Below are 13,593 nucleotides of genomic sequence, written 5' to 3' on the forward strand. Positions count from 1 at the left end.
AAAAGGCCTATGACATTATAAGTTGTCATAGGCCCTTTTTGTACGCTCTATTAGGTAATAAATAGGCTGATGCTGGCATAAGCCAACCTCAATTTGTGGATACATGGATTTCATTTCCTGTGAGAAGGTTTTAAAAATAATTGGGTTATGCTTAATAGCACCACCGTTGCAATAAAGGTTAAATGTGCCGCCATTATAGCCAATTTTTTTCAATACTGCACAAGCTAAAAGCACTAATTCATGGGCAGCACGCATGGATATTTGAGTGGCACAAGAATCCTTTTTAGTTACTGCCTCTGCCAGAAATGCACCCATTTTTGCGAGCTGTGCATTCGTGTAAGATGGACGGAACAGCCATGCCGCTAGTTCCGTAACATCTTGAATGCGTAAATAATGATAGACTGCATTTTTTAAGATCGTTGGTTCCCCACGTCCATCCTCCATCTTAAAAATAGCACGAATTACTTCTTGTCCTAACCAATAGCCACTGCCTTCATCCCCTGCACGATGTCCCCAACCACCAGCGCGTGCAATTTTAGAGCCATCATACGCATACGCAATAGCACCCGTGCCAGCAATTAGTAAAGCACCTGCCTGTTCGGCGGTGACCCCTAGTAAGGTAGCTTGTGCATCATTTTCGATAATAAGTGTATCTACTTGCAATGAGATAGAGGAGATGACGTGATGTACAATAGCTGATACAATTTCATGATCTTTATTAGAATCAATCCCAGACAATGCAAAGGTTGCTACTGCAATTTTTGAGCTCTCTTGTTTTTGTAAAAAATCATACACATTTGCTAGTAATGAATGCAATACCGCTGTAGCTGATTCAGTACCAATAGCTTGATAGTTGGAGCCCTTTGTTGAGTTTGAATATTTAATTTCACCGGATTCAGCGTGTACGACTGCACAAGCCGTCTTAGTAGCACCACCGTCAACAATAAGGAGCCATTTCGTCATTGATTCCAGTCCTCTAAAAATACAGTTAATTGCTTTTCTGCTTCAATGATTTTTGTCTCCTTTGCATGAATCCAGGCATAAAGATCTTGAGCTTTTACCTTAGATCTTTCAAGCGACGCCTTCATCGTTTCTGGTGCTGGACCACCAGGCAAAGTACGAACACCTACAAAAGTTTCAGGTTTTAAAGTGTTATAAAAATCCTCTTCAGAAATATTTAACGGTTTACCAGTAATTAGCTTAGACTGTGTATTTGCTAATCCCCATGTAAGGCTTACCAAAGATTCCTCACCGTGAGCAAGCAGTACTTTTATGCATTTGCTGACAATACTATGTGACTGACGGAAGGATATCCCCTCTGACCGTACTAATGTATCAGCAAGCTCTGTAACGTTAGCAAAGCTATTTTCTGCTCTATTTTTTAATTTTTTCTTGTTCACATTCATTGTCACAACAAGTGAACCAAATAGTTTGTAAATACCTAGTAAACGATCAATAGCACGCCATAAATAGGGCTGCATATCATCTTCTGTGTCTACGATATCTCCAAACGGTGTATTATGTACCATTTGTAATACTGTACTAGCATCCCCAACAACCGCTGAGAGCAATGAACGAGTATGCTCGATTGAAACAGGGTTACGCTTTTGTGGCATGATGGAGCTAATTTGTACATACGGACTTGCTAGTGTAAAGGCATTGAATTCCTGAGTTGCCCACAGTAAAAAATCCTGAGATGTGCGACCAAGATTAAGTGCCGCAAGCTGTACAATGCTTGCTGCCTCGGCAATATAATCTGCACCTGCAACAGCATCCCAAGCATTTTCTATAATATCATCGAATGCCAATAAATCACGCATGCGCTCTCGGCTAATTTTGAAGCCTGTCGTTGTTAGTGCCGCTGCCCCCATGCTGCTGCGATTAACTGTTTTGTAGACGTGCTGCAAACGTTCGAAATCTCGCTCCAGTTGATCGATAACAGCCTTCAAATAATGTGCAAAGGTTGTTGGCTGTGCCTGTTGAGTATGAGTATAGCCAATCATAATAGTATCCACATGTTCTTCTGCAGCCGCGATTAAATCATCACGTAATGTCAATAATTCACGCATAAGCAATAATAATTTTTTTCTTAATGTCATGCGATAAATGGCAATACCCATGTCATTACGACTTCTGCCTATGTGAAGATTTCCAGCAATATCACCAGCTAGTTCTATTAATTTATTTTCGATACGGAAGAATAAATCCTCGTATCTTGGGCTGTAATCCTCTAAGCGATAATAGTTTAAATCTAGCTTTTTAAGTGCGACGCCAATTTGTTTTGCTTCTTCATTTTTTACGAGTCCTTGTTCTTCCAGCATTTTTAAGTGTGCAATATTAATTTGTAGCATGATTGATAAAAAGTTTTTCTTTGCTTCATCATAGGCCGGTTGTAAGACAATTTTGCGATAAATATTAGAAGGGAAAATCATCCCATCTTCTTGCTGTGTTTTATTGCGGAAATCTTCAAACATGTTCATTGCCTCCTAGTAGATTAGCAGTTAGATGGCTGAGCCAGCACTGCCCTTAGATAACTTCTCAGAAATAATCAGTACAATTAAAATTAAGCAAATTTGTAAAACACCATATGCACAGGCAGTTCCAAATTTAAATGAATATAGTTTTTGGAATATAGCGACGGACAGTGGAATAGTAGATGTACTGTAAATAAGAATGGATGCTACAAACTCACCAATGCTTTGGACAAGCGCTAATAATGTACCAGCAAGAATTCCAGTAAAGGTGAGCGGTACTACGATACGTCTAAACGTATACCACCAAGTGGCACCTAATCCTCGAGATGCTTCTTCGATAGACTGATCTAATTGCACAAGTGAAGCAGATGTCGAGCGAAAGACAAGCGGTAAATGTCTAATAAAGTAAGCTAACGGTAAAATCCAGAACGTCCCAATGAGCACTTGATTAAAAGCGAAGACGTTTTCAGTACTAAAGGCTGCAATTAAGTTAACAGCTACAACTGTCCCTGGTAATGCCCATGGTACCATAATTAATATATCAAGTAACGTTTTACCTTTAAAGTTTAATCGTACCATAGCATAGGCAGCTGCAACTCCAAAAATTATATTACCAATCGTCGCAACAACACCCATTTGTATGGAATTCCAAATTGGTCGCCATGTGCGTTCATCTGTAAACAGTGCAACATAATGATTCATTGTGTATTCTGTTGGGAGAATTTGCGTTTTCCATGCACCATCCACAGAAAATGAAATTAAGACTAGTACTAATATGGGTAAAATTAAAATTAAGGTGCTGATGAATGATGCAGCAACAGCAGTTATTTTCATTCCCTTTGAAGATACTTCTGATCGATGGATACTGACGCCTTTGCTTAGATTTTGGTAGTTACGGCGATTTTGATACCAACGCATCAGCAACAGAAATGAGATGGACACAAAGGATAAAATCATAGATTGTGTCGCCGCCATATCTAGATTGCCATTTGTTCTAGATAAATAAATTTGCATTGTCATTGTACGCTCTACACCGAACATTAATGGTGCCGTGTAGGATGCCATAGATATCATAAATACTAATAATGAAGATGCCACTATTGAAGGAGTCAGCATCGGTAAAATAACCTTTGTCCATATGCGAATACGTCCAGCGCCAAGGCTCGTTGCTGCTTCCTCTAAAGCTGGATCAAGCCCCTTTATAGCAGCAGAGGCCGTCAGGTAGAAATAGGTATACATCGTGAATGTATGGACAACGATAACTCCCCAAATTCCTTTTAACGAAAAGGGTACCTGACTCAATCCAAATAAATGCTGGAAGGCACGGGGGAAGATACCGCTTTCCCCATATAAAAATGTAAAGGACAACACACCTACTAACGGTGGAAGAGCCATGGGTACTAATACCAAAACTGATAGCAGCCGTCTTCCTGGAAAATCATAACGTTCTAGTAAAAATGCCATTGTCACTCCAACAATTGCACAACATATAACACTAATGACTGAAATATATAAACTAGTCCATAACGCTTCTAAATTGGCGGGGCTAGCCAGATCAAAAAATTTTTTATAGGAGAAAAATGGATCATTTCCTGAAAAACTCTGTAAAAAAGTTTGATAGAAGGGATAAACCACATAGGCAAGCAATATTAAAAATAATGGCGATATGAGGATGTATACAAACCAATTAGAATACGTAACTCGTGACCATATATTTTCTTTAGGAGTGTTGACAGGTGTTTTGTTCATGTCAGCTTCCCCCCTATTCACCTAAAAAATATAATGCATCATAAGGAATATTTAACGTAATATCCTCACCAATCTTTTTTAATGAATCACTTGAATTAACAATCATTACTTTTAGCGAAAATTCTTGAAAATCGACAATGTAATTCACGCTAATTCCAGTAAATTCAACAAAAGAAATTTTACCAGTCAATGTATTGTCACCTGTATCTAGATGAATCGATTCTGGACGAATAGAGATAAACACTTTGTCTCCAATCATATGCGATAAAGATAGAGAGCTTTGGTGTTTTCGCCCAGTGAGAACAAGTCCATTTGCTGTTTTTGCTTGTATATGCTCGTCATCAATAGTATCAATGGTTGCTTCGATTAAGTTTGTTTCGCCGATAAAATCTGCAACGAAGCGGCTTAAAGGACGATGATAAACTTCCTGAGGGGTACCAATTTGCTTGATATAGCCATTTTCCATCACCATAATGCGATCAGACATGGCCATTGCTTCCATTTGATCATGCGTCACATAAATAGTTGTGACACCAAGCTCGCTTTGAATTCGTTTTATTTCAATTCTAGTTTCCTCACGTAATTTTGCATCTAAATTCGATAAAGGCTCATCAAGTAATAAAATATCTGGCTCAATCACAAGTGCTCTAGCCAATGCGACTCTTTGCTGCTGCCCGCCTGATAGCTCATTGATTTTTCGATTTCCATAGGGCTCTAGATGAACAAGTCCTCGAATTCGATCGACCTTTCGTTTAATTTCGCTTTTGCTAAGCTTTCTAACCTGTAAACCAAAGGCGATATTTTCATCAACCGTCATATGGGGGAAAAGAGCATAGTTTTGAAACACCATACCGATATTCCGTTTATTGGGCTGAAGCCGAGTCACATCCTGATCATCAAATAAAATTTTCCCCGCTGTCGGGTAATAAAAGCCAGCAATCATTCTCAAGGTAGTTGTTTTACCACAGCCGCTTGGACCGAGAAATGTAAAAAACTCCCCAGCTTTAATATCAAGGCTTAAATTTTTTACACCATGCACCTGACCAAATTGCTTAGAGACATTCTCTATTTTGACACTTCTCAAAAAAGTGCTCCTTTCTCGCAGAAAGTTAGAATACATGAAGGCTTCCAAATAAGAAATTCTGTTGTCCTTTCTTGTGAGCAGTAGGTGGTCATTTATACAAAAATAGCAAACTAGTGATAACACTAGTCATGTTGTTGAAATACTATTATGTCAATGACATCAAGGTGACATATAAAAAAGTATAGCCCTTTTTCAAAACGAGGGGTTGATCTCCGTTCCGACTGAGTGCTTTCCTGGGGGCGTCCGATGAGCCGCTTCACTCGCGTAGCTCGCTCCAGGGTCTCATCTGTGACGCTGAATCCCCGAGGAGTCACTCAGTCTACACTCCAATCAACCATTACTCATAGTATTTTCTATTGGCATTTCACATAAATGTGTAGTGATAAAATGAAGTCTTAACCATCACTATTTTGCGCAAAAATTGAGCTTTGATATAACATTTTTCTTTTGCGAAACAGAGCGACAGCAATAAGTGACTTTATGAAAAGTGACAAAGTGGTTTTATCCATAGAATGTAGGATAAACAACTATAGAATTGTACCACTACTCTATCTAATTAATGTTGGTAAGTAATATGCTTTTACTTTACTTTTGAGGGAAGAAAATATTCAAAGTTCGACACTATTGCTGATTGGAGTGCAAGGCAACTCGACTCCCGTGGGATAGCGAGACAGACGAGAAACTGAGGCCAACATGATGTTGGTCACGAAGGTGTTGTCACAGGACGTGACGAACTTAGCCTTCGTTCCTCAGCGCAGGAAGCCTTGCTCTGTGCGAAAGCGAAGCGTCAGCGGCAAAGCGAGTAGTCTGGAACGGAAATCACCTTCATTTTGACTAAATATTTACAAAGGGTCCCTTGACTATTTAATTTTTCAACAACATGACTAGTGATAACACTAGTAAGCTATTTTCTATAATCTTATTTGCCGCGTCCTTTAATATTATTATCCCAGTATTCCATCCACTCGGCTTCTTTTTCTGACATAAGCTGCCAATCAATATCAAAAGTTTTTAAATCTAGCTCTTGATACCATTCAGGCATTGTTGCTTTATCAATATCTGAACGTGTAGGAATTTGATAATAGTCATTAGCCAGTTGCGTGACCATACCCTTTTCAAATAAGAATTCAACGAAGAGCTTTGCATTTTCTAAGTTTTTCGCATTATTGACAACAGCTACACCATCTACTAAAATCGGTGCACCACTTTTTGGATAAATGTAATCAAATGGATAATCCGTTGTATATTTTTTTAATAAAATATCTTGCAGATTCCATAACGAAACACTGCCCTCCTGACGAGTAAGCTTTAAATAAAGTGCATTTGGATCTTGTGTATATTCCTTTGTATTGGCATCTAGTTGTAATAGCCAATCATAGCCCTTATCAGGGGAATCGGCGCCTTGACGTACAATCATGGAGGAGTAAATAGTCCGCATTGTTCCAGATGCTAAAACACCACGAATTAAAACTTTATCCTTCCATTTAGGATCTAATAAATCATCCCAATCCTGTGGTCCAGATTCTTTCGTTAATACATCACTGTTAATCATAATTACCTCAGGGAGCAGCATTTCGCCAAACCAACGTCCTTCTGCATCTTTATGTGCAGTATCGATGGAGTCGATAAAGCTAGGCTTCCATGCATGAAGCAAATCCTCATTAGCCCCAACAATAAGTGCTGATTGTGTACCGCCCCACCAGAAATCAGCCTGTGGGTTTGCCTTCTCACCGCGTAGACGCTCTAAAATTTGCTGAGCCCCCATTGTCAAAAACTCTACCTCAATGTCTGGATACTTTTCATTAAATTGATCGATTACCTTCTGTACCATCTCCTCATCACGACCAGTGTAAATAACTAGCTTGCCTGATGGTGATGTTTCTACATCTGCTTTTTCAGAATTTGACGTTTTGTCATCATTTGTAGAATTCTTGTTGTTTTCACTACTACATGCAGCTAAGACAATGAGCATCAGCACAAGGAAAAAACCGAAAATACGCGATTTTTTCATAATCTTCTCCTTTCTCATAGTGAGTAACTTGCATATAGCAGTATAATACGGAGGTAACACAATAATGTTAGAATTATTAAAAATTTCTAATTGCCCTCATCATAAACTAAATAAATATTGGTTATCAATGCCATAATTACAAAATTCGAAAAAACTCCTTAAAAAGGGATGAACCCAATATTAAGGAGTTTTAATTATGCGTTTTTATTGTTGATGGGTTCTAAAATAATATCCTTTTGCCGACGTTGGGTAATAATTGCAGGTAGCATCATCCCAACAATGACAAGAATTATCCCCATTACTTGTATAGCAGTTAATGGTTCATGTAGAACAATAACAGAAACGGTAACTGCTACTGGAAGCTCGATGGCACTTAATATGGAGGCAAGGGCACCGCCTATTTTTGGAATGGCTATTGAAAATAAATAAATCGGCAATATAATGCCAAAAAGCCCTAAAGCTAGTCCAAACTTCCATAAACCATGAACAAACAATTTTCCATTCCATATAATTTCAGGGTTAAGGAAAATGCTAATTAAAATCAGTGCAACGAAGGATACAATTAAGACACGGGCAGTAGTTGTAATACCTTCCACAGGTCGTGAGTTAAATTGAATAAAACAAGCAAAGCTAAATGCAGCAGCAAAGCCAAAAAGCCACCCTTTTATTGGGATACTACTTAGATCCACATTTAACACACCAGCGGCTAAAATGGTTCCTGCAAATAAAATAATTAGCGAAATCACTTCAGGACGACTTGGTAACCGTTTGTTTAGTGCACAATCCAGCAGTAGACCAATCCAAGTAAATTGAAAGAGCATCACTACCGCCAAAGAAGCAGGCAGATATCTTAATGATTCTCCATAGACAATACCTGTAGTGCCAGTAAGTAGCCCTGCACAAACCAAAATAACTAGCCCGCCTTTCGAAGGCTTGGGTAATTGTCTTTGCGTAATTAAAAAAATAGTGAGTATTAGTATGAAGCCAATAATATATTGACTCGACACAGCCTCTGCTGATGTAAAGCCATGTTGCATAGCTACTTTGACAATTGTCGATAATATTCCATAGCTACTAGAGGCAATAACAATCAGTAGAGGATATAGTAAATTTGATTTCATATTTTTGCGATTCACTTCCTAAATTTGCTTCACCATATGATGAAAAGGTTCATCAATAATTGACCATGGTTCTGTAATGACGAAGCCTAAACGTTCATACAAACGACGTGCACTCTCTTTTTGAGTTTCAACATTTAATGATAGTTTTTTAAAGCCTCGCTGCTTTGTTAGTTCTTCTGCATATTGCAGCAGTAATGTACCAATCCCTTTACCACGAGCCTCAGATGAAACACATACTGTATCAATATAGTATTCGTCCTCGTGAGCCTCTCGATCAATGATAATAGAAGGCGCATTTTTAGCCTTCAGCCACTTTACAAGGTTAGCATCCATCTCAATAGCCTGCTCGCCATTATAATAAACAAGAATTCCTAATACGTGCTCATTCTCAACGACTACATAAGTATTTAAATAAGAATGTCGATTATCCTCACGTTTGAAAAGGTTTGTTAATTCTCGTTTAACAGCTTCCTCTGTTTGTTCACCAGTTAAACGATTGGCAATATCACCAATAGCATCCATTATTAATGGAACAACGGCATGGGCATCCTGTGGTTGCGCTTGTCGAATTGTTATACTCATTGTCAAAATCCCTACCTTTCTATAGGCAAGTATAACAAAGATAGAAGATGACTCAAGTTTTAAGAGAATGATGCTCGCTTTCCTATTTTTCAGAAAACTTTATACACAAGCCCGCCGTTATGGAGGATTAAGGAAAGGCGTCCTCATGAAGTTTCACTTTATGCAACAACTATTTTCATGTTAATCTATAATGAATAGACTTTTGGGAGGACAACAATGACAAAGGATGAGAAGGATTTTATATTAGTCTATGGAGATGCTTTTATTGACTATATTGCTGATGATGTAACAAATACATCTTTTACTAAATATATGGGTGGTGCAACGGTAAATGTTGCGGCAGGTATTAGCCGTATTGGTGCGCCATCTGCATTAATTACCATTACCGGGGATGACGAGGGCTCACAATTTGTGAGAGATGGGCTTGCACAAGAAGGGGTGACTCTGGATTATGCAGTTTTTAACCCTGCAAAACGTGTAAGTGGTGTCTATGTGCATTTAACTGAAGCATGTGAGCGAATTTTTAAAGATTATGTCGATGAGACGCCAGATTTACAAGTAGAAGCGTCTCAATTAAATGAAGTAGCATTTAAACATGCATCTGCGTTAACTGTTTGCTCAGGTACAATGTTCCATCCTACAGCACTTGAAACAACACGTGTTGCGGTTGATATGGCCAAGGAAAAAGGAGCCATTATTGCGATGGATGCGAATATAAGACCTCTACGCTGGAGCAGTGAGGAGATCTGCCGTGAAACAGTTACATCTTTTTTTGAGCAGGTAGATATTTTAAAGGTCACAGATGATGAACTTTACTTCCTCACAGAGACAATAAATTTGGCAGAGGGAATTGAGCATTTAAACAGCTATCTAGTGCCGATTATTTTAGTAACTGTTGGCGAAAATGGCACATATGCGGTATTAAATGGTGAGACTATTCATGTACCGACAGAGAAGGTAGTGCCAGTAGATACTACAGGTGCTGGGGATGCATTTATGGCTGGTGTTTTACGTGATGTTCATTACAATGGTTTACCTACAACAGAAGAGGAGCTTATTCGTTGTGTAAGCTTTGGTAATAAACTAGGTGCTTTAGCGGCAACAAAAGCGGGGGCTTTAACAGCTCTTCCTTATTACGATGATATTAAGCACTTGCTTAAATAATCATGTGGAGCGTGTATAGATGGAGAAGAACTATGATGTGTTAGTGAAGGATCGATTATTTTTCGGTGGGGCAAAGGATGCTGAAGCGGCTTTTGAGCAAGAGTCTGTTGATGTCGTAATAGATGTTCGGATAAATGGTCTTACCTTAGAAGAACAGAGTGAGTCTTCTTATCTGTACAAGCATTTACCAATAGCTGATGAGGATTTAGAAGTAGCGCCATCTATAAAAAAAGTAGCCAATGAAATCGTTTCTGCCTATGAGAGTGGACAGAAGGTATATTTTCATTGCGGAAGTGGAGGTGGACGAGCAGGTGTTGCAGCCACAGCTATATTGATGGAGCTTGGATTTGCCAGCTCTTTAGAGGAAGCTGAAGCTACTGTAAAGGAAGCCCGTCCACAAGTAACAATCCGTCCAAAAATGGCAGATGCTTTGCAGAAGTTATATAAATAATGAACAGGGAGTACCATAAAATAATTTGGTACTTCTTTTTTTGTGCCAGAAATCTTTTTTGATATATTATTACTATATTATTATTAATAATATCAAAAAAGTGACATTTAAATTTACTAAAAATGGAATACCCTTCACTTTGTTCTATACATATTAGAACAAAGTTGTTATAGTAATGGTATAACAATAAATTGAGGTGATCAGTATGATAGAGCAGTTAGGGGATATTCCATGGGCAATCATAGCACCACTAATCGTCGTACAATTAATTTTAATGATTGTAGCTCTATTTGACTTAAGAAAAATCCACGCAACGAATGGTCCAAAAATTTTATGGGTTTTTATTATTGTGTTTGTTAATCTACTTGGACCCATTTCGTACTTTATTGTTGGGAGAAAACAAACATGACAACATTGCTTGAAGTAACAGGTCTGACAAAGCAATTTGCAGAGAAGGTCGTAGTGGATGGTATTGATTTCACACTAGAAGAAAATACATCAACAGCTTTGATTGGACCGAATGGTGCAGGGAAAACAACAACATTATCAATGTTAACCGGCCTTTTAAAGCCAACATCTGGAAGTGTAAAGATGCAGAAGGATGAAGTTAGAGCTAACATTGGCTTTTTACCACAATATCCACAATTTCATCCTTGGCTAAGTGCGATAGAGTTTACAGAAATGGCTGCAAAATTAAATGGTGTCTCTGCTAAGAACGCCAAAAAAGATGCACAAAAAACGCTTGAATTTGTAGGATTGGGTAATGATTTAAATAAGAAAATTGCTACATTTTCAGGTGGTATGAAGCAACGTCTTGGCATTTCCCAGGCAATTGTGCATAAACCTAAATTACTGCTATTAGATGAGCCTGTTTCTGCTTTAGATCCAGTAGGACGAAGGGAAGTTCTTGATTTATTAAAGGGCTTACAGCAAGAAACAACTATTTTATATTCAACACATATTTTAAATGATGCAGAGGAAATGACAGATCAATTATTATTTTTACGTGATGGAAAATTAGTAGAGCAAGGAACATTACTGGAGGTACGACAACGCTTTGATGAGCTCCATTTTGTCGTTGAATTTAGCTCCGAAGAAGAAGCAAAACATTTTATTGATCAAAATGAGCTGAAAGGCAAAATCAAGGGCTGTTTTGTATATATAGAAATTATTGATGAGAAGCCAAGTATGCAGCAACTACTACAATATTTAAGTAAGACACCTTATAAAATCCGAAAAGTGGAAAGACAAACGGCATCACTTGAAGAAATTTTTATGAAGGTGGCGAAAAAAATATGAGAGGTTTTAACGTACTTCTGCAAAAGGAATTTAGAGAAGCTTGGCGAAGCAGGAAGTTTTTATGGATACCTCTTGTATTTGTATTACTAGGTATGAGTGATCCACTGACAAACTATTATATGATGGATATTTTAAATGCTGTTGGAAATGTACCAGAAGGGTTTGAAATGTTACTGCCAGAGTTAATGCCTGTCGATTTATTACAGGCTTCTATTGGACAGTTTCAAACAATAGGGTTACTGGTGATATTGGCTGCTTTTGTTGGAGCAATTAGTAAGGAACGCGCTAATGGAATGGCGACACTCTTATATGTGCGTCCAATTTCATTTGCTGCATATTTTCTAAGTAAGTTCACGGTTTTAAGTGTTATAAGTTTGGTAAGTATTATAGCAGGCTTTACAGGTAGTGTTTATTACACAGTCATTTTATATGGATCAATTGATGCAGCAACACTTCTAGCAAGCTTTTGTACTTATTATGTTTGGTTGCTATTTGTACTAGCAGTCACACTTCTAATGAGTGCAGCATTTAAAACAACTATTGCTACAGCATTTACGTTCATAGTGATTTTTGTTGGGCAGATTATAGATGCATTGTTGGGCTCATTTTGGACCATATCACCGTGGAAAATGCCGACATATGGTGTACAGCTTATCCGTGTTACGATGGAAATGTCATATTATTGGTGGAGTATGCTTCTTACGATTATGCTACTTCTAGCTTGTGTTGTTTTAGGGATATGGGCCATGAAGAAGAATGCTGCAATGACAAAGATTTAAAGCAATTAAAAAAAGAGTGAGGGGGCTGGCAAATAAAGTGCTAGTCCTTTTCTGTTGTATAGTATATAGTTTTTTAATGGATTTCTAAAAAAATGTAATGATTCAGAGCTTGAATGAAAGGGAGGTGTGAGATGGCATCCATAATCTATTATATAGTACAGGTAGAGAGCAGCTATTATCATGGGTTAAACGATATGCTCATGCTTACTGAAGATGAAGAGCATGCATTTGCTTTTACGAATAGTAAGGCTGCTGAGCAATTAGCCGCTAAAGTTAATGGAACTGTTCTAACAAGAGAGGTCAGCTTTGAAGAACTAGAGGAACTCTCAGCAGACCATTGGACAGAATATAATGCACTGCCAAAAGACGAACGTGACATAATTGAATCCTTTTGCAGCAAACTTCAACTAGGCATAGATGAATAAATTTCAGTGAATCCAGCTCATTTTATCCCTTCAAATAATGTAAATTCACAATTTGTTCAATGAAAGCGTTTTGAATTTGAACAGTTTGTGAAAAACCTCACATAATGCTTTTCTTTTGAAAAAATCGGAGTAGAATAGGAATCAAGTTAGAAGTTGTTATAAAACAGTTAGACAAAAATATTACCAGTAGCTTAATTGTTATAATACAAAAAAACAAATTGATGGGGGATTTTACTATGTGGGTTATTACAGTATTTGAGCAAAAAGATGTTCGTATTTTTGAATATACAAATAAAAAGGAAGCTACACAAGCGCTTCAGCATTTTAAGAAAAATGCGGTATTGTCTTACACAAAATAATTTTAACCCTTAGCTATGGTCAAAACATAGCTAAGGGTTTTTTTTCAGTGAATATGCAAATTCCGAAATATATTTTGATAATTTTAATTATTCCT

The 13,593-nt window shown here is 37.8% G+C and carries 14 protein-coding genes; 7 read left to right on the forward strand and 7 right to left on the reverse strand.

Annotated elements, in window-relative coordinates; all coding sequences use genetic code 11:
- Positions 1-15: 15 nt before the first annotated feature.
- The 7 genes from AC3WOM_RS14825 to AC3WOM_RS14855 all read right to left on the reverse strand — a co-directional run bounded on the left by AC3WOM_RS14825 (position 16) and on the right by AC3WOM_RS14855 (position 9,021).
- On the reverse strand, positions 16-963 hold the full coding sequence (locus AC3WOM_RS14825; RefSeq protein ID WP_427539433.1) for an N-acetylglucosamine kinase: 948 nt from the start codon (positions 961-963) through the stop codon (positions 16-18).
- On the reverse strand, positions 960-2,474 hold the full coding sequence (gene argH / locus AC3WOM_RS14830) for an argininosuccinate lyase (protein ID WP_427539436.1): 1,515 nt from the start codon (positions 2,472-2,474) through the stop codon (positions 960-962). The genes AC3WOM_RS14825 and argH overlap by 4 nt, the downstream gene beginning before the upstream one ends.
- Positions 2,475-2,501: 27 nt before the next feature.
- A complete protein-coding gene (locus AC3WOM_RS14835) occupies positions 2,502-4,223 on the reverse strand; it encodes an ABC transporter permease (protein ID WP_427539439.1) in 1,722 nt (573 codons plus the stop codon).
- A gap of 13 nt (positions 4,224-4,236) precedes the next feature.
- Positions 4,237-5,307: an ABC transporter ATP-binding protein gene (locus tag AC3WOM_RS14840; RefSeq protein ID WP_427539442.1), complete on the reverse strand. Its 1,071-nt coding sequence runs from the start codon at positions 5,305-5,307 to the stop codon at positions 4,237-4,239.
- Between the two features lie 919 nt (positions 5,308-6,226).
- The gene (locus AC3WOM_RS14845; protein ID WP_492447396.1) at positions 6,227-7,318 is read right to left on the reverse strand and encodes an extracellular solute-binding protein; all 1,092 of its coding nucleotides are present in this window, start codon (positions 7,316-7,318) and stop codon (positions 6,227-6,229) included.
- Between the two features lie 194 nt (positions 7,319-7,512).
- Positions 7,513-8,439, reverse strand: coding sequence for an EamA family transporter (locus AC3WOM_RS14850; protein WP_427539448.1), 927 nt, complete (start codon positions 8,437-8,439; stop codon positions 7,513-7,515).
- A gap of 18 nt (positions 8,440-8,457) precedes the next feature.
- The gene (locus tag AC3WOM_RS14855) at positions 8,458-9,021 is read right to left on the reverse strand and encodes a GNAT family N-acetyltransferase (RefSeq protein WP_427539451.1); all 564 of its coding nucleotides are present in this window, start codon (positions 9,019-9,021) and stop codon (positions 8,458-8,460) included.
- 216 nt (positions 9,022-9,237) lie between these two features.
- Between AC3WOM_RS14855 and AC3WOM_RS14860 the strand changes: the two genes are divergently transcribed.
- The 7 genes from AC3WOM_RS14860 to AC3WOM_RS14890 all read left to right on the forward strand — a co-directional run bounded on the left by AC3WOM_RS14860 (position 9,238) and on the right by AC3WOM_RS14890 (position 13,498).
- Positions 9,238-10,185 carry a carbohydrate kinase family protein gene (locus AC3WOM_RS14860; RefSeq protein WP_492447397.1) on the forward strand — a complete coding sequence of 316 codons (948 nt, stop codon included), beginning with the start codon at positions 9,238-9,240 and terminating at the stop codon, positions 10,183-10,185.
- A 19-nt stretch (positions 10,186-10,204) separates the two neighbouring features.
- Positions 10,205-10,636, forward strand: coding sequence for a protein-tyrosine phosphatase family protein (locus AC3WOM_RS14865; protein ID WP_492447398.1), 432 nt, complete (start codon positions 10,205-10,207; stop codon positions 10,634-10,636).
- A gap of 205 nt (positions 10,637-10,841) precedes the next feature.
- Complete coding sequence (locus AC3WOM_RS14870; RefSeq protein WP_492447399.1) at positions 10,842-11,045, forward strand: PLDc N-terminal domain-containing protein; 204 nt, start codon at positions 10,842-10,844, stop codon at positions 11,043-11,045.
- On the forward strand, positions 11,042-11,935 hold the full coding sequence (locus AC3WOM_RS14875) for an ABC transporter ATP-binding protein (RefSeq protein ID WP_492447400.1): 894 nt from the start codon (positions 11,042-11,044) through the stop codon (positions 11,933-11,935). The genes AC3WOM_RS14870 and AC3WOM_RS14875 overlap by 4 nt, the downstream gene beginning before the upstream one ends.
- Positions 11,932-12,714: an ABC transporter permease gene (locus AC3WOM_RS14880; protein ID WP_492447401.1), complete on the forward strand. Its 783-nt coding sequence runs from the start codon at positions 11,932-11,934 to the stop codon at positions 12,712-12,714. The genes AC3WOM_RS14875 and AC3WOM_RS14880 overlap by 4 nt, the downstream gene beginning before the upstream one ends.
- A gap of 131 nt (positions 12,715-12,845) precedes the next feature.
- Entirely contained in the window at positions 12,846-13,139 is a 294-nt protein-coding gene (locus tag AC3WOM_RS14885; RefSeq protein WP_492447402.1) for a hypothetical protein, read from the forward strand.
- A gap of 236 nt (positions 13,140-13,375) precedes the next feature.
- A complete protein-coding gene (locus AC3WOM_RS14890; RefSeq protein ID WP_283870306.1) occupies positions 13,376-13,498 on the forward strand; it encodes a hypothetical protein in 123 nt (40 codons plus the stop codon).
- Positions 13,499-13,593: the final 95 nt, after the last annotated feature.

This window comes from Lysinibacillus sp. FW301-JW8, from assembly GCF_058788755.1.